22 protein-coding genes and 1 riboswitch are annotated in these 25,641 nt (G+C 30.0%); of the genes, 3 read left to right on the top strand and 19 right to left on the bottom strand.

Annotated elements, in window-relative coordinates; all coding sequences use genetic code 11:
- Positions 1-18: 18 nt before the first annotated feature.
- The 9 genes from J2Z43_RS01800 to J2Z43_RS01760 all read right to left on the bottom strand — a co-directional run bounded on the left by J2Z43_RS01800 (position 19) and on the right by J2Z43_RS01760 (position 10,757).
- Entirely contained in the window at positions 19-1,299 is a 1,281-nt protein-coding gene (locus tag J2Z43_RS01800) for a methionine gamma-lyase family protein (protein ID WP_027702112.1), read from the bottom strand.
- Positions 1,300-1,390: 91 nt separating this feature from the next.
- Positions 1,391-1,633 carry an RNA chaperone Hfq gene (gene hfq / locus J2Z43_RS01795; protein WP_024622356.1) on the bottom strand — a complete coding sequence of 81 codons (243 nt, stop codon included), beginning with the start codon at positions 1,631-1,633 and terminating at the stop codon, positions 1,391-1,393.
- Between the two features lie 55 nt (positions 1,634-1,688).
- Positions 1,689-2,627: a tRNA (adenosine(37)-N6)-dimethylallyltransferase MiaA gene (gene miaA, locus J2Z43_RS01790; protein WP_209455583.1), complete on the bottom strand. Its 939-nt coding sequence runs from the start codon at positions 2,625-2,627 to the stop codon at positions 1,689-1,691.
- A gap of 113 nt (positions 2,628-2,740) precedes the next feature.
- On the bottom strand, positions 2,741-4,807 hold the full coding sequence (mutL, locus tag J2Z43_RS01785) for a DNA mismatch repair endonuclease MutL (protein ID WP_209456344.1): 2,067 nt from the start codon (positions 4,805-4,807) through the stop codon (positions 2,741-2,743).
- Positions 4,808-4,817: 10 nt separating this feature from the next.
- Positions 4,818-7,631 (bottom strand): DNA mismatch repair protein MutS, encoded by a 2,814-nt coding sequence (gene mutS / locus J2Z43_RS01780; protein WP_209455582.1) that lies wholly within the window; start codon positions 7,629-7,631, stop codon positions 4,818-4,820.
- Between the two features lie 280 nt (positions 7,632-7,911).
- Complete coding sequence (locus tag J2Z43_RS01775) at positions 7,912-8,649, bottom strand: ABC transporter ATP-binding protein (protein WP_209455581.1); 738 nt, start codon at positions 8,647-8,649, stop codon at positions 7,912-7,914.
- On the bottom strand, positions 8,615-9,631 hold the full coding sequence (locus J2Z43_RS01770; protein WP_209455580.1) for an ABC transporter substrate-binding protein: 1,017 nt from the start codon (positions 9,629-9,631) through the stop codon (positions 8,615-8,617). Before J2Z43_RS01770 ends, J2Z43_RS01775 begins: the two co-directional genes overlap by 35 nt.
- Before the next feature lie 90 nt (positions 9,632-9,721).
- Positions 9,722-10,492, bottom strand: a complete 771-nt coding sequence (locus J2Z43_RS01765; protein ID WP_209455579.1) for an ABC transporter permease — start codon at positions 10,490-10,492, stop codon at positions 9,722-9,724.
- Positions 10,455-10,757, bottom strand: coding sequence for an MTH1187 family thiamine-binding protein (locus J2Z43_RS01760; protein ID WP_209455578.1), 303 nt, complete (start codon positions 10,755-10,757; stop codon positions 10,455-10,457). The genes J2Z43_RS01765 and J2Z43_RS01760 overlap by 38 nt, the downstream gene beginning before the upstream one ends.
- 141 nt (positions 10,758-10,898) lie before the next feature.
- Positions 10,899-10,998: riboswitch (TPP riboswitch) on the bottom strand.
- 331 nt (positions 10,999-11,329) lie between these two features.
- Here J2Z43_RS01760 and J2Z43_RS01755 point away from each other — a divergent pair.
- Positions 11,330-11,941 (top strand): NUDIX hydrolase, encoded by a 612-nt coding sequence (locus J2Z43_RS01755; protein WP_209455577.1) that lies wholly within the window; start codon positions 11,330-11,332, stop codon positions 11,939-11,941.
- Between the two features lie 553 nt (positions 11,942-12,494).
- Here J2Z43_RS01755 and J2Z43_RS01750 read toward each other — a convergent pair.
- From J2Z43_RS01750 to J2Z43_RS01725, 6 genes are all read right to left on the bottom strand, one after another.
- A complete protein-coding gene (locus J2Z43_RS01750) occupies positions 12,495-13,532 on the bottom strand; it encodes a threonine aldolase family protein (protein WP_209455576.1) in 1,038 nt (345 codons plus the stop codon).
- 361 nt (positions 13,533-13,893) lie between these two features.
- Positions 13,894-15,327: a tRNA (N6-isopentenyl adenosine(37)-C2)-methylthiotransferase MiaB gene (gene miaB / locus J2Z43_RS01745; protein WP_209455575.1), complete on the bottom strand. Its 1,434-nt coding sequence runs from the start codon at positions 15,325-15,327 to the stop codon at positions 13,894-13,896.
- 304 nt (positions 15,328-15,631) lie between these two features.
- Complete coding sequence (locus tag J2Z43_RS01740; RefSeq protein ID WP_209455574.1) at positions 15,632-16,960, bottom strand: hypothetical protein; 1,329 nt, start codon at positions 16,958-16,960, stop codon at positions 15,632-15,634.
- Between the two features lie 596 nt (positions 16,961-17,556).
- Complete coding sequence (locus J2Z43_RS01735) at positions 17,557-18,732, bottom strand: acetyl-CoA C-acetyltransferase (protein WP_209455573.1); 1,176 nt, start codon at positions 18,730-18,732, stop codon at positions 17,557-17,559.
- 312 nt (positions 18,733-19,044) lie between these two features.
- Positions 19,045-19,890 (bottom strand): 3-hydroxybutyryl-CoA dehydrogenase, encoded by an 846-nt coding sequence (locus J2Z43_RS01730; protein WP_209455572.1) that lies wholly within the window; start codon positions 19,888-19,890, stop codon positions 19,045-19,047.
- Between the two features lie 91 nt (positions 19,891-19,981).
- The gene (locus J2Z43_RS01725; protein ID WP_209455571.1) at positions 19,982-20,776 is read right to left on the bottom strand and encodes an enoyl-CoA hydratase-related protein; all 795 of its coding nucleotides are present in this window, start codon (positions 20,774-20,776) and stop codon (positions 19,982-19,984) included.
- Positions 20,777-21,767: 991 nt separating this feature from the next.
- Between J2Z43_RS01725 and J2Z43_RS01720 the strand changes: the two genes are divergently transcribed.
- Positions 21,768-22,298: a hypothetical protein gene (locus J2Z43_RS01720; RefSeq protein WP_209455570.1), complete on the top strand. Its 531-nt coding sequence runs from the start codon at positions 21,768-21,770 to the stop codon at positions 22,296-22,298.
- Between the two features lie 134 nt (positions 22,299-22,432).
- Here J2Z43_RS01720 and J2Z43_RS01715 read toward each other — a convergent pair whose 3' ends face one another.
- A complete protein-coding gene (locus tag J2Z43_RS01715) occupies positions 22,433-23,263 on the bottom strand; it encodes an N-acetylmuramoyl-L-alanine amidase (RefSeq protein WP_209455569.1) in 831 nt (276 codons plus the stop codon).
- Positions 23,264-23,747: 484 nt separating this feature from the next.
- Here J2Z43_RS01715 and J2Z43_RS01710 point away from each other — a divergent pair, with 484 nt between their 5' ends.
- On the top strand, positions 23,748-24,020 hold the full coding sequence (locus J2Z43_RS01710; RefSeq protein WP_330617426.1) for a recombinase family protein: 273 nt from the start codon (positions 23,748-23,750) through the stop codon (positions 24,018-24,020).
- A 110-nt stretch (positions 24,021-24,130) separates the two neighbouring features.
- Here J2Z43_RS01710 and J2Z43_RS01705 read toward each other — a convergent pair whose 3' ends face one another.
- The 3 genes from J2Z43_RS01705 to J2Z43_RS01695 form a co-directional block, all read right to left on the bottom strand.
- Complete coding sequence (locus J2Z43_RS01705; RefSeq protein ID WP_209455567.1) at positions 24,131-24,289, bottom strand: hypothetical protein; 159 nt, start codon at positions 24,287-24,289, stop codon at positions 24,131-24,133.
- Between the two features lie 54 nt (positions 24,290-24,343).
- Positions 24,344-24,667: a hypothetical protein gene (locus tag J2Z43_RS01700; RefSeq protein WP_209455566.1), complete on the bottom strand. Its 324-nt coding sequence runs from the start codon at positions 24,665-24,667 to the stop codon at positions 24,344-24,346.
- Positions 24,668-25,082: 415 nt separating this feature from the next.
- Positions 25,083-25,394, bottom strand: a complete 312-nt coding sequence (locus J2Z43_RS01695) for a helix-turn-helix domain-containing protein (protein ID WP_209455565.1) — start codon at positions 25,392-25,394, stop codon at positions 25,083-25,085.
- Positions 25,395-25,641 lie beyond the last annotated feature (247 nt).

Below are 25,641 nucleotides of genomic sequence, written 5' to 3'. Positions count from 1 at the left end.
TTAATACATAAAATATTCTTATTTTTTTAGTTTATTTATATATTCAACTGCCTTAAGAGCTCCCATCTTAGAGTGGTCAAAAGTAAGTCCACCTTGGAAGTAAACATTATACGGAGGTCTTATTGGAGCATCTGCACTTAATTCTATAGAAGATCCTTGAATAAATGCTCCTGCTGCCATTATAACTTCACTCTCATACCCTGGCATTTCCCAAGGAACTGGTGTAACATAAGAATCAACTGGAGCTGCTGCTTGAATTCCTTCGCAGAACTTTATTACTTCATCAGCATTGTTCAGTCTAATACACTGGATAATATCACTTCTGTTTTCGTCGTGTTTAGGAAGTACATCGTATCCTAATTTTTCAAAAAGCCTTGCGCAGAAAATTGCACCCATAACAGCTTGTGATACAATATATGGCGCGATAAAGAAACCTTGGAGTACACTTCTTGTAGTTCCAAAAGTAAGCCCACATTCTTTTCCAACACCAGGAGAAGTCATTCTGTAGGAAATTTGTTCAATAAGGTCGCTCTTTCCTACTATATACCCACCAGTAAGTGCCAAACCTCCACCTGGATTCTTGATAAGTGATCCTGCCATAACGTCTGCTCCAACATCAGTGGGCTCTTGTATATCTAGAAATTCTCCGTAACAGTTGTCAACCATAACTGTCAGATCAGGATTTACTGATTTTACAACTTCAATAGCCTCTTTAATATCAGCTATTGATAGCGATTTTCTCCAAGAGTATCCCTTAGATCTCTGAATCATAACTAGTTTAGTTTTCTCATTTATTTTTTGTTTTATTCCTTCTAAATCTACATTTCCATTTTCTAAGAAATCAACTTGTTCGTATGTTACTCCGTATTCTTTTAAAGATCCCTTTTCTTCTCTAATTCCAATCACTCCTTCAAGAGTGTCATATGGTTTACCAGTTATTGAAAGAATCTCGTCTCCAGGTCTTACTAATCCCTGTACACATAATGAAAGTGCGTGTGTACCATTTACAATTATTGGTCTAACTAGTGCATCTTCTGTATGGAAGACTTTCGAATATATTTCTTCTACTTTTTCACGACCTATATCGTTGTACCCGTAACCCGTTGTCCAGTTGAAATGTTGATCACTAAGTTTAGCATCCTGCATAGCATTTAACACCTTATACTGATTGTACTCCCTAATTTCTTTCAATTCTTCAAATTTATCTTTTACATCTGATAAAACTTCTTCAGATAACTTAAATGTTTCATCATCTATATTGTACATCTGTTTTAAAAATTCTCTTGTCTCGTTTAACATTTTCTCACCTTTTGTCTATTAGTTTAATAATAACTAAAGCAGATAAAAGCTTCTAGTTTAAATAGCTTTTATCTGCTTTTATTATTACTCATTATTTATTTTGATTATTGTTTCCTAGTCCAATATATTTACTTGGCTTGATACTAGCTATTGCATGTTTGTATATCATCTGCTGAGATTTATCACTTTTTTCTAATAAAACAATATAACTATCAAATCCTTTAACAACCCCATCTAGACTTGATCCATCAAGCATGTAAACTGTAACCGCTATTTTTTCTTTTCTAGATGTGTTTAAAAATAGGTCTTGCAAATTAAGAACTGTATTTCTCATCATATTTACCCCCTATAAAATAATTAAAAACTATAAATATCTCATCTCTATCATTCTACATAATATAAAGCATTTTTTCAATATATTGCAATATTTCTTTTTTTAACTCTTCGCTATTGAGTTTTTCAACATCAAACCACGGAGCATCTTTATATCTCTTAAACCAAGTAATTTGACGTTTTGCATACTTTCTGGAGTCTCTTTTTATTATCTCAACAGCTTCTTCATATGTGTATTCGCCATCAAGGTATTTAAGTATCTCTTTGTAGCCTATACCCTGCATAGATATAAGATCTTTATTGTAGCCCATATCTAAAATGCCTTTCACTTCATCTATCAATCCATTTTGAAGCATAATATCTACTCTTAGGTTAATTCTATTATATAAATTTCCCCTATCCCTATTTAATATAACAATTATTGGGTAGTAATTTTCATTGAACTTAAGATCTTTGGAAAAATCGTTCATTTTTTCACCATTTAGCTCTACTTCTAATGCTCTCATCACTCTTTTTGTGTTATTCTTATGGATTCTATTTGCAGCATCTTCATTTAGATCTCTAAGCTTATCGTGCATATAATCAGAGCCTTTTTCATCTAACTCAAGTTGAAGTTTATCCCTAAGTTCTGTATTTGCCTTCGATTTTCCAAAATCCATTTCATAGATTAAAGAATTTAAATAAAGGCCTGTACCACCAGTTACTATGACTTTTTTTCCTCTTTTGTGTATATCTTCAATATACTTTTTCGACCTCTGTTGAAACTCTGATACTGAAAATGGATAGTCAGGCTTGACTTCATCTATCATGTAGTGCTTTACACCGTCCATTTCCTCTTTGCTAACCTTCGCGCTTCCAATATCCATATATTCATATAACTGCATTGAATCAGCTGAGATAATCTCTGCATCTAAAGCTTTTGCAAGTTCAATTGAAAGATCTGTTTTTCCAACAGCAGTAGGACCTGTAAGTATTATTATAGGTATCTTATTCATAATTTTCCTCTCTAATAAAATACTAATTTATTTCGATTATATCTTTTTTTCTTTTTTTATAGATTTTCATTTTTTACTGAGTCTCTTAATGTTCTCGAATTTATTGACTTTTCTTACATTACCCTCTTAAACATTTTTTCTATCTCATAATTTGAAATCTCAACAATTACCGGACGTCCATGAGGGCAAGTAAATGGATTGTTGCATTTTTCAAGTTGATCGAACAAGCTTTTTATTTCTATATCATATATCTTGTCATGCGCTTTTATTGCCGATCTACATGCCATTGTAGCAAATCTCTCGACTTTTAAGTCGTAATTGTTTTTTATATCCTCAAGATTATCTATAATTTGAAGTATAAATTTCTCTGTCTCTGGAGATCCAAATATTGTAGGCACACTTCTTACCATAACATGATTGTTTCCAAATATCTCAACTTCAAATCCAAATTTCATAAATAGATCTAGGTTTTCTTCTATGTGAAGCATATCCACACTAGAAACCTCCATAACTATTGGATCTAATAGAATTTGCATATTTATATCTTGTCTGTAGAACTTCTCCATGTATCTTTCAAATAGAATTCTTTCATGAGCAGCATGTTGGTCTAATAAAAACATAGATTCACCTTTTTCTAAGATTATATATGTTCTAAAAAGTACACCAATAACAGTATAATCATTTAGATTTAAACTGAATTCTCCATCTTGATGTTTAACTTCATTATCATCTTCATCTATAAATTTTATACTGCTCTGATTAGTAAATTCTCCTTGAATATTTTCAGGTTTTTCTTCCTGATTTTTTTCAAGTAAATCTTCTACATTAGCAGAATTAAGAATCTCACTTACAGACTGAAATTCGCTTATATGTGATTCATTTATAGTAATAGGTTCGATATTTTCGTTCTTTTTATCGACATTTACTCTAAAAGCTTCCTCAGATTCTCTAATTTCACTAAATATATTGTTATCTTGATTTTTATCAATATTTACATCTTTACTATAGCCAAAGCTCCTGTGAGACATTGTATTTTGATTTATATTATTCTCACTATTGTTAAAGCTATTTTGTCTAGTTTCATTTACAACACTTGCTTTCTCACTATAAGGTTTTAAGTTAGAAGGATTGGCATCAGCTACACGCAGTGATTTTTTGCTGCTGTAAGTTGTGTATTTTCCTATTAAGTTAGAACTTAACAATCTCTGTTGAATATAGTCTCTAAGTTCGATATATATTTCGTGTTCTCTTTCAAATTTAACTTCTAATTTGTTTGGATGTATATTAACATCTACTTTTGCAGGATCTACATATACATTTAAAAAACATACAGCATGTTTACCTATTGGTATTATAGACTTATATCCTTCTGCAAGAGCATTTATCACGACTTTGCTCTTTACAAATCTATTGTTAATGTATATATGTTGTAAGTTTTTATTGGATCTGTATAAATTATTGTTGCTTATATATCCATTTACTTTAAAGTATCTCGATTCAAAATCCATTTCTATTAAATTGTCTGATACTTCTTTACCATAAATACTTCTTATAGCACTTATTAAATTTCCATCTCCTGGAGTATTTAACATGCTTCTGCCGTTATTTACATACTTAAACTGTATATTTGGATTTCCAATAGCAAGCTTATTTATCCAATCGCTTATATTTATCGTTTCAGTATGAGTAGACTTTAAGAACTTCTTTCTAGCTGGAGTATTAAAAAATAAATCCTTAATAATAATTGTAGTTCCATTTGGAGTGCCTATTGGCTCTTTAGATACGATCTTCCCACCTTCGACTACTATTTTTGTTCCTACAGGCTCATCCTTGGATTTAGTTATCATTTCAAGTTTAGAAACTGATGATATAGATGACATCGCTTCACCTCTAAATCCAAGTGAATATATTTCATAAAGATCTTCTATATTCTTTATTTTACTAGTAGCATGTCTTAAAAAACATTTTTCTACCTCACTTGAAGCAATTCCATCTCCATTGTCAACTATCTTTATAGATTCTTTGCCTCCATCTATTATCTCTATTGCGATCTTTGTTGAATTTGCATCTATAGAGTTTTCAACGAGCTCTTTTAAAACAGATGAAGGTCTTTCGACAACTTCACCTGCTGCTATTTTATTTATAGTTATATCATCTAGGATATTGATTCTATTCATTATATAATCCCTCCTATGAACTGATTTCCTTTGCTTTCTTTTGAAGATTATAAAGAGCTGACATTGCATCTAGCGGAGTCATATTTAGTATATCAAGAGCTGAAATTTCTTTAGCTAACTCATCATCTTTATCAATATTATCAAATGATATCTGCGCCTGACTCTGTTCTTTTGATGAGTTTTTCTTAAGTTGTTTAGTTTCTTTAAGAAGCATGTCGTACTCTTTCTTTAATGAATCGTACTGAATCTTAACATTATTGTTATTTATCTTCTCAAGCTCTCTTTCCATTTGATCAAATGTATCTGCATCAGGTTTATTGTCAGTTTTTAATGGTTCGTTCTTATTCTCTACTTCAGAACTATTATCAGACGTAATTGCTATACTATTAAGAGCACTTGCATTGTATATATGATTTTGCTCTAAGTCCTTTAGTATATCTTTTGCTCTATTTATTACTTTAGACGGAAGTTTTGCAAGCTCAGCTACGTATATTCCATAACTCTTGTCAGCACCTTGAGGTATTATTTTTCTTAGAAATATTATAGTATCGCCATCTTCTTTTACAGCTATAGAGTAGTTTTTAACATCTTCAAATTCATTTTCTAAATCAGTTAGTTCGTGATAATGCGTTGCAAATAAAGTTTTGCACTTTATATTATTTTGTATATATTCAACTATTGACCAAGCTAAACTTATTCCATCATAAGTACTTGTACCCCTACCGATTTCGTCTAGTATAACCAAACTTTTTTCAGTAGCATTTTGTAGTATCAATGAAACCTCTGTCATCTCAACCATAAATGTAGACTGTCCTTGAGATAAGTCGTCACTAGCCCCTACACGAGTAAAAATTCTATCCATAATAGGTATATCAGCGTAATCTGCGGGTACAAACGAACCTATATGTGCCATCAACGATATAATTGCACTTTGTCTCATATAAGTAGATTTACCCGACATATTAGGACCGGTTATTATATTTATTATATTTTCACCAGAGTTTAGGTAAGTATCATTTGGAACGAAATTTTCCTCTCCAACTATATTTTCAATAACTGGATGTCTTCCGTTTTTTATGTCTAATCTGTCCTCAGTATTAATATTAGGCTTTACATAATTGTTATGGTGCGCTACAGTTGCCATAGATACAAAAACATCTATATTTGCTATTGTATTTGCAACCTTTTGAATTCTATCTATATTTTTATAAATAGCGTTTCTAATATTAATAAAGATTTCGTACTCTAGATTTTTTATCTTATCTTCTGCATTTAATATCTTTTCTTCAATTTCCTTTAGTTCTGGTGTAATATATCTCTCAGCATTGCTTAAAGTCTGTTTTCTTATATAAGTGTCATCTATCTTAGCATTTTCAAAGTTAGCCTTAGTTATCTCTATATAGTAACCAAACACCTTATTAAATCCGATTTTTAAAGACCTAACTCCTGTTTTTTCTCTCTCTCTATTTTCAACTTCTTTAATCATAAATGCGCCGTTTTTAGAGATATTTCTAAGCTCATCCAACTCATCATTAAACTCCGACTTTATAATATTTCCGTCCTTTATTGTTAATGATGGTTCCTCTAATATGGATTCTTCGATTAAGTTGTATAAGTCATCCAGCTTGTCCATATTTCCAGAGTATTTTTTTAATTTCAACGCCTCTGAAGAATTAACTGTACTTATTAACTCCGGTAGTTTTTCCACAGAGTTTTTGAGGTTTATCATCTCTTTAGGAGTTACTTTTTCAAAGGCAATTTTACCGCAAATTCTCTCTATATCGTATATATTTTTAAGAATATAGTTTAGGTCTTCTCTTAAAGAGAAATCATTTTTTATTTCTTCAATAACATCTAGTCTATTTTCTATTTTATCTTTTCTGATCAGTGGTTCTTCTACGTATTTCCTAAGTAGTCTCCCTCCCATAGCAGTAGATGTCTTATCAAGTACATGAAGCAATGAACCTTTCTTTTTGCTACCTCTAATAGTCTGAGTAAGCTCTAGATTAGTTCTTGTGAAAACATCCAGTACCATGTATTCCTGAGAATTATATACATTAACGCTGTTTATATTTGAAGTTATCTGTTTCTGAGTGTTGTATATATAATTAAGTATTATAGAAAGGCTAAATTTAATAAGCCCTTTTTTATCAAATACAATTTTTTTGATATAGTCTTTGCTAAAATACTTACCTATAATGCTTTCATCCAGATAATCTTTGTTGAAATTTTCATTTATGTATATATTGTTTATCGTAGCTATATTTCTCAGTTCATCTATAAAATCTAAATCATTTACAATGATCTCTGTAGGTCCAATTTTGGCTATTTCTTCAACAACCTTGCTACTTGGTAGATACGTTGCATTCGTTTCCCCTGTACTTATATCGACATAAGTTAAACCTACATCTTCTCCGTCTTTATATATAGATAAGAGGTAGTTGTTTTTTTTATTATCTAGTAAACTCCCTTCAAGCACTGTTCCTGGAGTAATTACCCTTATAACATCTCTCTTAACAATTCCCTTAGTAGTTGCTGGGTCTTCTAACTGTTCTCCTATAGCCACCTTGTATCCATTCTCTATAAGTTTTGTTATATAAGCATCAACTGCATGATATGGAATTCCACACATCGGAGCTCTTTCATCTAGTCCGCATGATTTTCCCGTCAAAGCAATCTCTAAGACTTTGGAAGCTATAATCGCATCTTCGAAGAACATTTCATAAAAGTCTCCCAATCTAAAAAACAATATGCAGTCTGCATATCTCTCTTTTACGTCAAAATACTGTCTCATCATAGGTGTAAGACGATTTCTATCAATTTTCATGATCTACCCCCTTTCATAAATTCAACAATTTAACTAAATTTAATTTTGAAACCTAAAATAATTATAACATAAATATTTTATTATGTTTAAAGGGGCCAAAAATGTTATAATAACATTTTATTAAATTTGTATATTTATACAGATATTAATAACATAAGTTCCCTTCATAAACAGAATATGCGGATGCGGATTCATAAACTTTATCCCCTTTATAATCTTCTAAATAAAAATAATGGATATTAAAGTTTTACCTCCTTAATATCCATTATTTAATATATATTTACAACAAGTTTAAAATTTCTTCTCTTAAATCTGCTATATTTTCTAGATTTTTTTCATTATAAATTTCTTTATCTATAAAAAACTCTTTCTTTACAGTAGATGGTTTATCTGATATTACGTAAATTCTGTTTGAAAGCATTATAGCTTCATCGATATCGTGCGTTATAAGGACAATTGTTGAGTTAACCTTGTCCTTTAAATTTAAAAGCCACTTCTGCATAGAATTTCTCGTTATAGAATCTAGTGATCCAAAGGGTTCGTCTAACAACATAATATCTTCAGAATTTATATAAGTTCTTAAGAAATTAGCTCTTTGCTTCATACCACCGGAAAGTTCACTAGGATATTTGTATTCATAACCAGCTATTCCAAAAGTATCAAAGTAAGATTTTACTTTATCCCTCGCAATGCTCTTCTTTTCTTTTTTTAGAATTAAAGGAAGTGACACATTGTCGATAATATTTTTGTAAGGTAAAAGTAAATCCTTCTGATACATATAACTGTATTCACCATCTACATCAATATTCCCAGCATCGCAGCTTGTTAGATTGGTTATCATATTAAATATAGTACTTTTACCACAACCACTTGGACCTAGTATAGATATAAATTCACCTTCATATACCTTTAAATTTATATCGTGTAAAATTTCACTTCCATCGTAATCTTTAGACACATTTTCTACTGATATTTTAAGTTTTTTATTTTGTTGGTAAGAATTCATTTGTGTAAGCATCACTTGCCTTCATATCCTTATCAATTAGTTTGTATTCTTTTAAGAAAGATGTGTAGTTATTCCATACACTGTCCTTCATTTCTCCCCATCTAGGTGCATCATCGATATATTTGTCAGTTAAATACTCTTGGCTCTTAACGGCTAGTTCCTTATCAGTTTCTGGAGCATGTTTTACTAATATATTGGCTGCGCCTTTTGGATCTTCTACACAATACTCATATCCTTGAGTTGTAGCTTTTAAGAACTTCTTAACTAATTCAGGATCTTTCTCTATCAAGTTTTCGTTAGTTATTAATATTGGCGTATAGTAATCAAGTCTCTCATCAAGATCTCTAACAGGTATAAAGTTTAGGTCGTAGTTCATAATCTGAGCTTTAGCTACATCCCATCCCTCAAATATCCATGCAAAGTCTACTGTCTTCATTGCAGCAAAGAAATCATCTTGACCAGTATTAACTATTTTTAATTTATTAAAATCTGCGTTATCTTTCTTCATAACAGCTTTGAATACTGCTTCTTCAGATGGTGATCCCCATCCTCCGTAGCTTTTTCCTTCAAAGTCTTTTGCAGTAGTTATATTCTTCTCTTTTGGAGAACTAAATCCTGATGTATTGTGCTGTATAATAGTAGCTACTGCTTTTATTGGAAGTGGATCTTCACTAGTCTTAGCATAAGTAACTTGCTCTTGATAGCTTACAGCAAAATCGGCTTTTCCAGTTGCAACCAAAGTATCTGCACCACTTTCTGGAGGCTGCTCAATTGTTACATCTAATCCCTGCTCTTTATAATAACCTTTGTCTAAAGCTGCATAAAGTCCTGTGTGATTAGTATTAGGAGTCCAGTCTAAAACTACAGTAACTTTCTGTAATTTATCTCCTTTTGAAGCCTCTTTATCTTTGTTTCCATTTGAAGAACATCCTGTAACTGTACCTAATGTAAATAAACCTACTAAACCCAGTATCCCTAATTTTTTTAGTTTCATAGTACCCTCCATAATAATTTACTAAAATAGATATAACTTTTTAAATATTTTATAGTACTAATTTTCTCTTCAAAATATCAGTATTTCAACTTAATTTGATAATCTATGCTTAAATACAATTTTTCTTATCATCTGAATAATTCCTACGAATATTAAACTAAAAATAACTACTAATATCGTCGATGCAAACACCTTATCTAAAGCATATGCACTTTTCGATCTAACCATATACACTCCAAGGCCCTTAGTTCCTCCAAGCCATTCAGCTACTGTTGCAGCCATAACGGCGTAAGTAGAAGAAATCTTAAGTCCTGAAAAAAGTTTGTCCAAAGACATTGGAAATTTAAGATGTATAAAAGTGCTCAACTTTCCAGCTTTCATCGTCTTGAAAAGATTCAAATAATCTCTATCTATATTTTCTATTCCATCTACAAAACTGATTAGAATTGGAAAGAAACAAGTAAGTGTTACCATTAATACTTTAGGCATTGTTCCAAATCCAAACCAAATCATAAGAAGAGGTGCGATTGTTATTGTAGGTATCATCTGAGTTACAAGTGTAAGAGGATACAGGCATTTTTTTACTATGCCCACAAAATCCATCAATACACCTATAATCAGAGATAGAGTTATCGATACAATAAATCCGATTACCGCCTCAAAAATAGTCACTGTAGCGTGCATATATAAATTTTGATAATCTATAAAAAATACTTTTACTATATCTATTGGTGTTGGTAAAATATATTGGGGAATTTCTAAAAATTCAACTGTTAATTGCCAGAAGATAATTATAAATAAAAACGTCAATATAGGATAAAGACTATTCTTCACCTTTTCTATGGTTTCTAAGTTTGTCATCTATTGTTAGGCCTCCAGCTTTCTCATCTACTCTTGCTATTGTTATAACTCTTTCACATCCTAATTCAAATGGTATTTTATGAGCTTTTTTTATAATCTCAAATACCTCATCGAAGTCACCTTCTATTGTAGTGCTCATTGCTCCTACCTCACATTTTAGTCCACTGTTCTCAATAAGTTCGATACAAGCGTCAACTACTTTGTACATTTCCTCTTCACCTTCGAAAGGTCTTAATGGCATTACTGCTATGTCTGCTATTACCATATAACTCACTCCTTATAGTATAATTAATAATTTTACCTAGCTTTGATTTTATTTTTAATTATGTAACTCTACTAGGTAATAATTTTGTTTAATAAAGCTTCTAAAGATAAACAAAAAAGGCCTTACCAATACGATAAGACCTCTAAACTCTTTAGCACTCCCTACGTTGGCATTATCCATACAGGTTCATAGGGTCGAGATGTAATCTCCTCTCAGCAAACAAGCTCCCCAACAATATTTTATTTTACAATTTTATTATACTACAATTATATTTATATTACAATTTTAATCATTTTTTTCTATCTTTACTATTTTAACTACAGTTCCATTAACTATAATTCCTATGATCCTTTTCCAAATCATTAAGTTTATTAAGCATTTTATTTAAATTCTTATCAATATTTTCTCTTGTTTCTTTTCCCTTATTACCATAATTATATTTATAAAGGTAGTTAGCAATAATACTTGAGATTTAAAGAATTATCTAATATTCTATTAATTAACTTATAATTAACTCTCTCATAATGTATACTATTTATAGTAGACTTAGTTAATAACAAATGGAGGATGACATGATAGACGATTTAAAAAGCATGTTTAAAGATTACAAACCGTATATAAACGGTGCTGATGAAATGAAACGTGCTTCAGTTTTAATACCTATTGTAAGAAAAGATGGTGAACACCATATATTATTTGAACTCAGATCAGGAAACTTGAATCACCAACCTGGTGAGATTTCTTTTCCAGGAGGTAAAATCGATCCTGGCGAAACACCTTATGAGGCCGTAATTAGAGAAACATATGAAGAACTTGGAACAGCTAAAGATAACATTGAGATAATTTCTGAAATGGATTTACTTATCACGTCTTTCAACTATATTATCCATCCTTTTTTAGGATATCTAAACGATATAGATAATTTCAATATAAATAAAGATGAAGTTGATCACACTTTTTTAGTTCCGATTAAATACCTTTTAGAAAATCCGCCAAAAGAATACACAAGCGATGTGGAAATCATACCTTCTGGCAATATGCCTTACAGCGATTTACCATATAAAAAAGATTACAAATTCCAAAAAGGTAAATCATCGATACTCTTTTATAAGTACGATAATTATATAATTTGGGGAATGACTGCAAAAATACTTCAAAATTTCCTAAACTTTTTAAAAAATTAATATATGGATTTTTAAGTTTAAAGGGAATAGCCAATGTTTTATCATAGTTAATCCCTTTAAATTTAAATTATATCTATTTTTTAATTCTATCATTAAATTCACATAACAGAATTAATAGCAATTGCTTCAGCATAAACTTGATCTATTACAGGAATATCTGTAATTTCATTTAAGTTTTTATCAATACCAATAATAGATATTCCTGTACATGCTAATGCTATAATCTTTCATATAAAACTGCTAATGCTGACTCGAAATTCTGATTTCCTTCTTTCATCTGTGATAATTTTGATATCATAGAGTAATCAAAAGTTTCTTTATTTATGTTTTTTATTTAAAAAAGTTTGTAAGCCTGACTTATCGCATCTCCATATCGAAGTTATAATCATTTTTTGGCATACATATAAGCGGGAATTCCAGCCTATTTGAGATATCTAGATATTGTCTTTAATGACAAAATCGAAATAAAAAAAGCCCTTTATAAGATAATAACAAATAATACATTTGATTATCCTATAAAAAGCTTTATATTTAAAGTTATTATTAATTTTAATTATTTGTTAACTTTTATAGCTAATATGTCTTTAACAAACTCTTCAACCTTTTCTTTAGAAGTAGCCCAAGAAGTTATAAAACGAACTAGCATTGTATTTTCATCAACTACATCCCAAGGTGTATATATGTATTTCTTCTCTAGCTCCTTAAGTACATCATTAGGTATCTCAGCGAATGTTTGATTTGTAGGAGAATCTACTCCAAATGAATATCCTGCTTTTATAATACCTTCTCTTAATATGTTAGACATTTCATTTGCATGACTTGCAAGATCTTCATAAAGATTATTACTCATAAGTTCTGTAAACTGTGTTGACATAGCTCTAGTCTTTGCTAAAAGCCCACCTCTTTGTTTTAGATGCCATCTAAAATGACCTTTAAGATTATCATTATTGATAACTAAGGCCTCTCCAAACATTGCACCATTTTTTGTACCACCTATGTAAAATGCATCACAAACCTTTGGCATATCTTCAAAACTTAAATCAACACTATCTAAAGCTATCGCACAACCTAATCTCGCACCATCGACATACAGATATATTCCAAGCTCTTTACAACAATCATGAAGAGTTTTTAGTTCATTTTTATCATAAACTGTTCCTACTTCAGTTGGATTAGATATGAAAACTAGACGAGGATATGGTGAAAAATTAGTGTGACTATGTGTATTAAACACACTTTTAACCATATCAGAAGTCAATTTACCATCTGTAGTTGGAACTGTATATATTTTATGTCCAGTAGCTTCTATTGCACCAGTTTCACTACCTACAATATGTCCACTTTCCGCTGAAATAACAGCTTCATGGGCTCTTAAAAAAGCAGCTGTAGCAAGAAGATTTGTTTGTGTTCCCCCACTTATAAAGTGAACGTCAACACTATTGTCTTTAAGTTTAGCTTTGATAGTATCAATTGCCTCAAAACTAAATTCATCAAGACCATATCCTTCAGCTTGAACCATATTTGTATCTATTATTCTCTGTAATACTTTTGGATGTGCTGTTTCACTATAATCATTTTTGAAACTGTACATTTTAACATCTCCTTTTAGTCTAAATAGTCTAAATTTTTAATAATTGAGTCAAAATAATTCTAAATCAATTCTATCTAATTGTCAATCGATAAAAGGAAAAGACTCTCTACGATATAAACATAAACTTCCATAATAAAACAATCTTAACTGTATATTTTACCTATGACTGCCAAAAGGAGGTTTTGAACCTCTATACAGATTTTTTCCCAAACCTTTTCCTCGAACTGTTTCACTATTAGATTTTATAACAGGGCTATGTGGTAGCTAACTTAAATCTAGGTGATATTTAAAATAACAAAACTAAAGAATCCCTACATTAATTTATAAGTATAAATTAATGTAGGGGTTCTTTAATATGTTTTTAATCTACCATTACTCCATTTAATGAAAATGTTCTAGCCTCAGTAACTCTTACATTTACCAGTTTACCAACTAAATCTTCATTTCCACCTTCAAAATTCACTAATTTATTTTGTCTAGTTCTTCCTGATAATTTATCTTCCTGATTCTTACTTCTTCCTTCAACCAATACCTCTACAACTTTGTCTTTGTATGAATGGTTAATTTCACCAGAGATCTTATTAACTAAATCGAGCACCTTTTGGAATCTCTTATGAGTTACTTCTTCTGGTATTTGATCATCCATCTCAGCAGCTGGAGTTCCTTTACGCTTCGAGTATATAAAAGTAAATGCAGAATCGTATCTTACTTTTTCAAGTACATCTAAAGTATCTTCAATATCTTCATCGGTTTCACCAGGGAATCCTATCATCAAGTCAGTTGAAAATGCAATATCAGGCACTTCTTTTCTTGCTTTCTCAATTATATCAAGGTAGTAATCTTTAGTGTAATGTCTATTCATTTTTTTAAGTAATCTAGTGCTTCCAATTTGGATCGGTAGGTGCAAAAACTCACAAACCTTATCACAGTCTCTAATCGCATAAATTACTTCATCTGATATATCTTTTGGGTGAGATGTCATAAATCTAACTCTTTCAATACCTTCTATATCATTTACCATTCTAAGAAGTTCTGCAAATGTAATCTTTGTATCTAAAGTCTTTCCATAAGAATCAACGTTTTGTCCAAGTAGTGTTATTTCTTTTGTTCCATTTGCTACTAGAGTTTTGATTTCATCCATTATATCTTCTGGAGTTCTACTTCTCTCTCTACCTCTTGTATATGGTACTATACAGTAAGTACAGAAGTTGTTACATCCGTACATTATATTAACATATGCTTTTAACTCAAACTTTCTGCTACTCTTTAATCCTTCTACTACTTCTCCATCTACATCCCATACATCCACTAGAGTTTTATCTCTGCCCATAGTTTCTATTAGAAGTTCTGGGAATTTGTAAAGGTTATGTGTTCCAAATATCAAGTCCACGTGTCTGTATTTCTTTTTTATTTCCTCTACTATGTGAGGTTGTTGCATCATACATCCACATACTACTATTTTCATATCTGGATTTTTTTCTTTTTGCGATTTTAAGTGACCTAGGTTACCGTATACCTTTAGTTCTGCATTCTCTCTTACTGCACATGTATTGTATATTACTAGGTCTGCTTCTGTAGAGTCTTCTGTTGTGTCATATCCCATTGCATCTAGCATTGCTAGTAGCTTTTCTGAGTCATGTTCATTCATCTGACATCCGTAGGTACAAGTGTACACGATTTTACGTTTACCAGTTTTATTGAAGTAATCTTCATTTTTTCTGTGCATTAATTCTATATAATTATCTTGTTCATCTATTTTTTCTATAGGAAGATTTGCTTGTTTTCTTTTGCTCATTTTATATTTACTCCTTATCAATTTTGCTATTTTTACATTAGATTATTATATCAAATTAAAGTAGATTACTCAAATTAAAATATATTAAGAAAAGGAAAATATTTACATATAAAATATTACCTTTATCACTTATGCGTGATGTAATGTAATTAAGGAAGGGGGGAGATAAAGTGTCAAAACAAAAAAAGAAGAAGAAGAACCAGAGTAACACTAAAGATTTAATACAGCTAATAACGGCTACCACACTGTTACTAACAGCTATAAGTGTGCATTTTCATTGCATTTCCCTTTTAACTTTTTTATATCATTCTTTCTGAAAGCTTTTTAAAGTATATCGTATAAGAAATACTCCGCTTATCCAAATGAGTATTATACAAATGAGCTTAGTATAAAAGAATGTGCTTTGAAGCGTATCTATACCAATTGAAAAAGAATAAGCTTTTAAAGCGATACTGCTGTCTTGATTTTTTATCCATGATACTATAATCAAAACGGATAATAAAATCACTTGCTGAATTACAGCTCCAAGCCCATAGAATTTTGAGCGTACAATTCTTCTTTCTAAAACAGGTAAAGAAGTATCCTCAGTAAACTTTTGCAAAGCCAGACTGTTTCCGGTAGCTACAAAAGCACAACAAAGCATGATACCGCCTAAGTAAGTATGTGATGATAAGAGCAATATAAGGCTTATCATGCTTCCTATAAAACTTACGGTTTCAACGCTACTATTAGGCAAAAGTGATTTCAGTTTTTTTTTCATAATCATAGACAGTATAATCCCTAAAACAATCATAAAGTAGGAAAGTCCGACCATATAACTTTTATCAACTGCTATAAAATATATTAGACTGAATATAATCAGAAAATTTCTGATAGCTCCAAACCAAAGGGTGTGTATGGAATGTAAGCGAAAAGACAACTTTTTCAGGGAAGCACCCATAATAACAAAAATACAAAGTGCAAGTCCCATGAATAGGATATAATCAATATCAGAAGTTTGTTTTAACAATCTTGTAAAAAATGTAATTATCAGCATACCGACAGCAGGTAGAAAGTTAATCCATGCGCGCTTAGTTTTTTTAAAGAGTGGCATTGAACCGATTTCTGAATCGCATTTCAGTTTATGTACTTGCACATAGACAATAAGTAGCATTATGAAAAATACAATGAATACCATACTTATCAGCGTATGACGGAATAGCATGGAACAAGCCATGATAATTCCTAAAATCAAATATCCATTTGTCAGCGATTTCCCATAATTCCATTCTCCCTTTTCTTTTAAAATATCTCTGATTGTACGGAATAGAGCTGTATAATTAGATAATCCAACTCCTATTAAAATTGCTCCTATTTCCCAAAGTAAATAGTAAAAATTTCCTAATATGCACAGGAAAGTTCCTAATATAGCTGTCAGCAGACCCCATTCCAAAATTCTGTATGGATTTTTTATATTTCCAAAGCCCTGTATTGCAAAGGCACCAGCTTTTTCAAATGAATAAAACAATACAAACGGGAGTAAAAAATTATAGTTTCCATAATGACCATAAATCAAACCAGCAAAAATCACATTTGGAATGATAACTGCTCCTTCCGCTAATGCTTCTCCTAATGCAATAGATATGTTTTTCATACTTACACCTCTTTCGTTTATATCTGAATAATTAAATAATAATTATATCTCTATAGATACTGTCTGTCAAAATATTCCTTTTAGTTGGGGTAACGGTATTGTAATGTAAATCATATCACCATGCTTTTATTAAACGGTGGTACGATTTTGTATATCTACATATATTTTCTACTTTCTAACCACTCAGACACTTTTCTTTAAGTATCCTTAAAGTCATTAGCTTCAAACTTAGTAACACTGTCTGGGTACTTCTCTATTTTTCATTCAGTTGACGATCAAACATGATAATCCTAAAATAGTTGACTCGTAACTCTTACTATTAATATCGGTATGATTCCTTTTTGTTCAAATATATCCATATTATCACCTCTTGAGAAAGTCTGGTTTATAAGAGGTTATTTTAAGCATAAAAAGAACTAGACTAAAATTTACTAATCTAGTTCCTTCAACTCTATGTGGCTTTACTAGCTTTACTATTATTACACGAATATATAAATAAGCTAAATTACTTTCATTCTTATTATCACAGAAAAAGGTGTATACATTTTCAATTTAACTATATTGGATATTAAGTGCAATATTTTCAATTAAGATAATTATCTTTTTACTATTAATGTAGTACCCATACCTCCTCCGATACAAAGTGTAGCTAAACCAGTTTTGGCATCTCTTCTTTTCATTTCATATAAAAGCGTAGTAAGTATTCTAGCTCCTGAACATCCTATTGGATGCCCTATAGCTATTGCACCACCATTAACATTAACTTTTGTAGTATCAATTTTTAAATCTTTTATTACAGCTAATGATTGAGCAGCAAATGCTTCATTTGCTTCAACTAAATCTATATCATCAATAGTCATACTTGCTTTTGTTAAGGCTTCTATCGTAGCTGGTACTGGTCCATATCCCATTATCTCTGGATCAACACCAGAAGTTCCATAGGAAACTATAGTGGCAAGTGGTTCTAGCCCTAACTCTTCAGCCTTTTCTTTTGACATTACTATAAGCATAGCAGCTCCATCGTTTATTCCGGACGCATTACCTGCCGTAACTGTACCATCTTTTTTAAACGCAGGTTTTAATTTGGATAATGTGTCTATTGTTGTACCAGGCTTTATATATTCATCTTTATCAACTACTGTGTCACCTTTTCGTCCTTTTATAACAACTGGAACTATTTCCTCATCAAATTTTCCTTCAGCTTGTGCTTTTTCAGCTTTATTTTGACTTGATAATGCTAACTGATCTTGCTCTTCTCTAGTTATATTCCATTTTTCTGCTATATTTTCTGCAGTTATACCCATATGGTAATTATTGAATATATCTGATAGTCCGTCTTTAATCATAGAATCAACAAAAGTTGTATCTCCCATTCTCGCACCATATCTTGTATTCGGTGATAAGTATGGTGACATGCTCATATTTTCTGCACCACCAACTAATATTATTTCTGCATCACCTAATGAGATGAGTTGGGACGCCATTGAAACCGATCTTAATCCAGATCCACATACTATATTTATTGTCATAGCTGGTTTTTCAACTGGTATTCCTGATCCCAGCGCAATCTGTCTTGCTATATTTTGACCGAGCCCTGCTGTAAGTACACCACCTAAAAGTGATTCATCTATCATATCCGGAGTTATTTTAGCTCTCTTAATAGCTTCTTTAGCAGCTATTATTCCTAATTCTACTGCTGAAACTGACTTAAATGCTCCTCCAAAACTTCCAACTGCTGTTCTTGCAGCACTGACAATGACTACTTCTCTCATATTCATTACCCCCATTAAATTTATTTATATTTGAGATTTTTATAAATCCTTTTTTAAGTAACGCAGAATATTAACTAGCTAAATAATAAAGTTTGATTAATTTTCATTAATATTCCTTTTATAATAAATTTTTCTATAAACTTATAAAGTTTATCAATTCAGTTAAAAAGTATGATAAATATCTAAATATATCTATATATTTTGCTAAGTATAGTATGGATTAAGAATATATTTTTAATTTACATGAGCTATGATTCAAGAGGAATAATCCTATATAATAAATTTTTAAATCAAAGCTTTATTAATTATATTTTATTTATTATAATCATAAAAACCTATTTTAGTTTTTCTGCCCAATTGATTTGCCCTAACCATTTTTGCTAAAAGAGGATGAGGTCTATACTTAGTGTCCCCAAATTCATTGTATAAAACATTCATTATAGCTAAAACAACATCTAATCCTATTAAATCACCTAATGCTAAAGGTCCCATAGGATGATTTGCACCTAATTTCATAGCTTCATCAATTTCTTCTTTACTAGCAACACCGTCTGCATAGATACCAACCGCTTCATTTATCATAGGTATAAGTATTCTATTTACAACAAATCCAGGTGATTCAGATACATCGACTGGCACTTTATTAATACTCTTTGATAGTTGAATCCCTGTATCAAAAGTTACCTTTGAAGTCAATTGACCACTTATAACTTCAACCAATTTCATCATAGGGACTGGATTAAAGAAATGTAATCCAATTACTTTATCGGGTCTTTTTGTAGCAGAAGCTATTTCTGTTATAGATAATGATGAAGTGTTAGTAGCTAAAATAGTGTCAGGTTTGCATAACTCATCTAATAATTTAAAAACTTCTTTTTTTGTATCCATATCTTCAACAGATGCTTCAATAATTATGTCCATGTCTCTTAAGTCCTCATAGTTAGTAGTTAAAGTAATATGATCTAATATTTCAGTTTTTTGAGATTCGTTAATTTTGCCTTTTGAAACCAGTCTATCTAAATTTTTATCTAGTAATGTTGTACAATTAGAAATTGATTCTTGGCTTCTACTTTTTAAACATATATCATGACCGCTACTCGCAAAAGTTTGCAAAATACCAGTACCCATAGTTCCACTACCTATTACAGCTAATTTCATAAGTTTTACCCCCTATTTTTAAGTATTTATATTTTATTTATCATATTAAATAATTTATTTAATATGGTTAACAGCTAGTTTCATACTTTTTTTATTTTCCAAACTTTGCTACTCTCTTTTCTAAAAAAGCTGACATACCCTCTTCTTGATCTTTAGTGGAGAAGCATAATCCAAACAAACTAGATTCGATATCCAGTCCAGTATTAATGTCAGTTTGTGAACCTAACTTTATAGCTTCTTTAGAATATCTAATTGCTAACTGAGAATTTTTAGCTATTTTCTCAGCTAATATTTCAACTTCTCTAGTTAAATCCTCTGGGCTTACAACTTTATTAACTAATCCTATTTTTTTGGCTTCATCAGCTTTTATAATTTGTCCAGTAAAAATCAATTCTTTTGCTTTCGCCATTCCAGCTAATCTTGTAAGCCTTTGGGTACCACCATAACCAGGGGTTATGCCTAGAGTTACTTCTGGTTGACCAATCTTAGCATTTGATGATGCAATTCTAATATCACAAGCCATTGCAATTTCACAACCACCGCCTAATGCAAATCCATTTACTGCAGCAATCACAACTTTTTTACTATTTTCTATAGCATTAAGGGCCTTAGTGCCTAGTTGACTAAAATTCTTTGCAGAAATTGAATCTAGGTCTCTCATATATTCGATATCTGCACCTGCAACAAATGCTTTACCTTCTCCTGTTAAAATTACTACATAAATATCTTCATCTTCATCTATATCTGTAAAAACTTCATAAATCTCTTCTAAAGTTTTTAAATTAATTGCATTTAGAACTTGAGGTCTGTTTATTTTTATAGTGCAAATATTACTGTTAATTTCTACAGTAAGATTCTCATAAATTTTAACATCACTTTCTTCCATAATATCCTCCTCAATAAAAAATTTATTTAAACTTATTTTAATCTTTTAATATACTTAATTGACTAATAAGCTCTTGTATTACTTCTCTAACATTCCCAACAATTATGGCAGCTTCAGTTTAGTATGTAGTCATGCAGTTACTCTAGAGCTAAATCTCTTCCAATAGTAGTGGCTCCAAATAATATATATGCAGATATTACATTTGTTATGTAAATTTTTGTCCTGTTTTTATAGGCATGATCCAAGAGATGTGTGAACTGATAATATAACTCCTGTAGTAGTACATTTCTATCCTATGATTTTTCGAATTTAAATCCATAGGATCCTCTTTACCTCCTTAATTTAATATTTATTATTAAAATCTCGCAACGCTTTAAAAAACAAATTATTTGAATGAATATAAGTTGAGAAATTTGAAGCTTTCTTAAAATTCGTTTATATATTAACAATTTATATAAGTATATGATGATACATTGTTAATATATAATCATATAAAAAAATTTAATTTATTAATTTTAGGGAATTTAAAATGAAATTATGCTTGAATTAATTTATGCAGGACAAATATGAATAATTTTGAATGTGATTTGATTATTAAAAATACCTTATACTTACAATCGTAGCACTTATATGACAATTTTTCAACAAATATTAAATATTTTTTTAACAAACATTGTTATACTCTAAATTTTATTTAAATCAGTAAGTTTATACTTATAAAAAATATATTTACCTATCTGCAAAAATAAAGTCACTGTAACCATTATATAAATAATTTATATCTTTTTAATTTATTTATCTTAACTTTTCCGTATGTATGTTTTGATTTATTATTTTAAAAAAAGAGAGTAAGTTGTTTACTCACTCTCTTTTATATTTATACTATTTACTTTTATACACCTTATTTGAAGTATCTCATCTGTCCTTACCATTAAGAACTAAAATATTATTTAACACATATATCTATAGTAAAACATTTAGGAGGTATATAATGTATCAAAATATTTACCCAAACCCTATTCAATTGCAAAATTCAATAAATTTGATACAGGATACAATAAACTCTATGGAGCAAGATTTACTTTTATATAATTGGTTAAGTGATAAAATGCCTATTTCAGTATTTCAAACATTACCCTCACCTAATGCTGAAGAGTTATACGATATTATAGAAATAGTTGAAACACTAGAAAACGATAACATTAATAATAGCAATTTGTTGAAAGAAATATATTATCAACTGACAGGTACTCATGCCAATATCGAAAAAGGTTTTTATTTCGTTCCACCGAGAGATTTATTTACAGGTATATACGATACCATTGTAAAAACTACTAAGTATGTAAAACAATTAAGACTGATAATGTTTGGATTACCAAATTATTACTATAGAGATGCACTTTTCAGTATAATATCTGATGAATTAAATCATGGAACTTTGCTTAATTACGTGTATTCAAAATTAATACGCATTCAAAATGAGCAAAATCTTAATATCCCTATCCCTATCCCTATACAATAAAAATAATTTAAATTATCTGTTGCATAAGTTCTGTGGATTAATATTAAAGGACTATCTTTCTTGAGTATAAGGTATAGTGTGGTTAACATGCCATCTTATTAAACATATAAGGTGGCATGCTCTTTTTTATATTTCTACTGCATAAATTTTCTACTTTCCAACCACTCCACTACTTTTCTATACGTCTCCTTAAAATCATTACCCACAAACCTAGTCACACCGTCTGGATACTTCTCTAATCCTTTGCTTGCTCCGTCACCTATAGCGTAAGCATTTCTGCACATATAACTTTTGTAGTCTGCAATATCTACGATTGTGGAGTTTGGGAGAAATTCCTTCATTATAATAGCGACTGCTTTGTCTCTATCTCCACTATAGATTATTGCATTCTCGTATGCCTGTGGTTTTGTTTCATTATTACTTACATTCTCTATTGATCTATTTAAAATACCCTCTGCTATTAGTTTAGCAACTTCTCCATAACCCAATTTTGTGGCTATATCATAGTCATTTTTACTATCACAGAAAAATGTTTCTATCATTATAGCTGGGCAATCTGTAGAGTTAAGCATATATAAATCTGGTCTATCTTTTACACCTCTACTAGCGAATACAATACCTAATCTATTAACAACCCTTTGCGCATACATCTTACCTGTATTTGAGTAATACAATACTTCTGTACCTTTTGCGCTACCATTATGATTGTTAAGATGTAACTCTATTACTAGATCGTACTTCTTGCCATTTATGCGAGGTAGTTTATATATTCTCTCATGATTCTTACTAGTAAATTGTCTTTCTGGGCAGATTATTACACCTACTTCATGCCCCTCTTTTCTTAAAATATCTGCTAAGATAGGCGCTAATGTTTTACAGTATTGGTATTCGTTGATTAACCCATCAGCACTTGTACACAAACCATTTTTTAATATACTATGACCTACCGTAATTGCTATTTTCATTAATTATCTTCCTCCTTAATACCAATAAAAGTATCTAACTTTAATTCGTTACGGTTATTTTCTTCCTCTACATTTTCAATTCTTAAACTAAGAGCATGTTTACTTTCAGCAAATTGTTTTGATGTTTCTGTAAATATCCCAACACGCTGTTTTTATATTGCCCTATATTGCATCTTTTCATCTAACGTATTTTTAAATAGCACATACGCTATAGCTCCTATCGAACCTACATTAACGAATTGTGCATCGAAATCTTCCATAAATACCTCCAAAGTTTTTTTAAATTATATAAGTGATAGAATTATCTACCTAAATTTTACAATAAAAAAAAGACTATTTTATATAGCCTTTTTCATGTAAGATAAGATGATATTAAATTACCCTACTCTTTCATTTAAATTGTTAGTAAACATACATTCTTGTATATTAAGTTCTAGAGCTGATGCTCTGTCTAATATATTCTGTTTATCTAAATATTTATTTTTTGCATTATTATACAGGAATCGACGAATACGAAGTATATGAAGATGCTGAATACAGTGGTAAAGATACTGCTAGACCAGCATATCAGGATATGATGAATCGTATTTGTATTGGTGAAATCACTCACTTGCTTGTCTGGAAAATAGATCGTATAAGTAGAAATCTACTCGACTTCACTATAATGTATGAAGAAATAAAGAAATGTAATATCACATTTGTTAGTAAAAACGAGCAATTCAATACCTCTCCAGCGATGGGAGTTTATGTTGAATAGGGAACAATAAAAGTAATCTAAAGATAAGTTACCCTATATATAAAACATAAAAAAATACATCTATATATAGGGTCTTTTAATTAATATATATTAATATTGTTATTAAACTATTAAGTCCATTCACTAAAAGTTTTATTTAAACAGTAACCGTATAACTCTTCTTTCAAATCTGCCTCAGCTTTGTTTAAAGCCTCCAATTTATCGTAACCATGATTTGTACAAAGATCATATACTCTTTCCATTAAGATTTTTAAATCACTTAATTCCATGATTTCAACTCCTTAAAATATAATTCAATAAATTCAATAAAAATATTTTGTTATCTATTTCCTATTTATAACTTTAGAATATTTAATTTCTTTTAAATGATATATCTCCTCTTTTAATCTATGATTTTCACAAATAATATGCCATTGTTCAATTCTGAGTCGTCTTATTTCTAAACGGATAGATTTTTCACTTCTTTCTCCAAATCTATAAACTAATCCGTCTGCACCTCTTCTTTCGTATCTCATCATCCATTCACACAAATTAGTGTAAGATATTTTATATTTCTCTATTGTCTTAAGATAATCAAAATCGTTCAGTATGCAAAACTTAACAATTTCAATTCGTTCTTCAAGTGTTGTTATACCAAACTTAAACATATATATCTCCTTTCGATATTATTTAGTCTATAAACGCTATCTAAAATAGTAGCTTTTATATTTTTTTATCAAGTTAACTAATTAAATTTTAAATTGTCTATATCTATTGTTACAATACACTATATAATATATTAATATATTATATAGTGTATTGTGTTTTCTAATAGTATCTAGTTTCCTTAACTATACAACATATCCCAAATTGTTAGCAAAAACTCCCCATACTATTAGCCTCTAACCCTCTCTTTTGTAAATCAAGTTTTAAAAAAATCCCCCTCAAAATAATATTAGACCTTAACTAGCACTACTTAAAGGGGGTGTCCATGATAATCTTTAAACCATATTTAATTGTATTTTTTGTACAAATTTTACCTCAATTCTTTTTTCAATATTAATAAATCACTTATTCCATTATTTATTCATCTGATTTTATATAAGTTTTTAGTAATTCAAGTTCTTTTTTTAAACTGGTATTTTCTAAAGTAATCTCTTTTTTTATCTCTTTAAGATTATTTATTTCCTTTAGCAGTGTATCTTCATTTCTCTTACTTAAAGATTTTGCAAGTGCATCTTCTCCACCTTTTTCGTATTTACTGATTAATTTATATAGAGTTTGGTAGCTTATTTTATATTTTTTTATAGTTCTTGCATAATCAAAGTTGTTTATTATACAAAATCGAACTATTTCAACCTTCTCTTGTAAGCTCTTCCTCCTCAGTATAATCACATATATCCCCCCATCATATTAAAAGTTCTTTAATTAATATTATTTCAATGAAGTAAAATTACATCATGAATAATACAAAACAGTGATCGGCATTCTGATAGATAATTGTATTTAATTTTTCCATGAATATTTTAATTAAATTTAATGATATATATTTATATATTAGCACAAAAACTCCTTTATTTTATCGTTTTGAAATAATTTTTTATTAAATATTATCGATAATTTAATCAAAAAATTAATTTAA

The sequence above is a fragment of the Metaclostridioides mangenotii genome (assembly GCF_017873185.1).
Classification (GTDB): Bacteria; Bacillota; Clostridia; order Peptostreptococcales; family Peptostreptococcaceae; genus Metaclostridioides; species Metaclostridioides mangenotii.
Note: the sequence above shows the minus strand (reverse complement) of the source record. Positions and strands in the feature narration are given on the sequence as shown.

Coding starts and splice junctions, on each gene's coding strand:
- J2Z43_RS01750 (WP_209455576.1), bottom strand. CDS start 13,532: ATGTACAGTTTCAAAAATGATTATAGTGAAACAGCACATCCAAAAGTA.
- J2Z43_RS01730 (WP_209455572.1), bottom strand. CDS start 19,890: ATGAAATTAGCTGTAATAGGTAGTGGAACTATGGGTACTGGTATTTTG.
- J2Z43_RS01765 (WP_209455579.1), bottom strand. CDS start 10,492: ATGACAAACTTAGAAACCATAGAAAAGGTGAAGAATAGTCTTTATCCT.
- J2Z43_RS01740 (WP_209455574.1), bottom strand. CDS start 16,960: ATGAAAAACATATCTATTGCATTAGGAGAAGCATTAGCGGAAGGAGCA.
- J2Z43_RS01720 (WP_209455570.1), top strand. CDS start 21,768: ATGTATCAAAATATTTACCCAAACCCTATTCAATTGCAAAATTCAATA.
- hfq (WP_024622356.1), bottom strand. CDS start 1,633: ATGAGAAATACAGTTCTTAATTTGCAAGACCTATTTTTAAACACATCT.
- J2Z43_RS01755 (WP_209455577.1), top strand. CDS start 11,330: ATGATAGACGATTTAAAAAGCATGTTTAAAGATTACAAACCGTATATA.
- J2Z43_RS01735 (WP_209455573.1), bottom strand. CDS start 18,732: ATGAGAGAAGTAGTCATTGTCAGTGCTGCAAGAACAGCAGTTGGAAGT.
- miaA (WP_209455583.1), bottom strand. CDS start 2,627: ATGAATAAGATACCTATAATAATACTTACAGGTCCTACTGCTGTTGGA.
- J2Z43_RS01705 (WP_209455567.1), bottom strand. CDS start 24,289: ATGGAATTAAGTGATTTAAAAATCTTAATGGAAAGAGTATATGATCTT.
- J2Z43_RS01700 (WP_209455566.1), bottom strand. CDS start 24,667: ATGTTTAAGTTTGGTATAACAACACTTGAAGAACGAATTGAAATTGTT.
- J2Z43_RS01725 (WP_209455571.1), bottom strand. CDS start 20,776: ATGGAAGAAAGTGATGTTAAAATTTATGAGAATCTTACTGTAGAAATT.
- mutS (WP_209455582.1), bottom strand. CDS start 7,631: ATGAAAATTGATAGAAATCGTCTTACACCTATGATGAGACAGTATTTT.
- miaB (WP_209455575.1), bottom strand. CDS start 15,327: ATGAGCAAAAGAAAACAAGCAAATCTTCCTATAGAAAAAATAGATGAA.
- J2Z43_RS01770 (WP_209455580.1), bottom strand. CDS start 9,631: ATGAAACTAAAAAAATTAGGGATACTGGGTTTAGTAGGTTTATTTACA.
- J2Z43_RS01800 (WP_027702112.1), bottom strand. CDS start 1,299: ATGTTAAACGAGACAAGAGAATTTTTAAAACAGATGTACAATATAGAT.
- J2Z43_RS01760 (WP_209455578.1), bottom strand. CDS start 10,757: ATGGTAATAGCAGACATAGCAGTAATGCCATTAAGACCTTTCGAAGGT.
- J2Z43_RS01715 (WP_209455569.1), bottom strand. CDS start 23,263: ATGAAAATAGCAATTACGGTAGGTCATAGTATATTAAAAAATGGTTTG.
- J2Z43_RS01775 (WP_209455581.1), bottom strand. CDS start 8,649: ATGCTTACACAAATGAATTCTTACCAACAAAATAAAAAACTTAAAATA.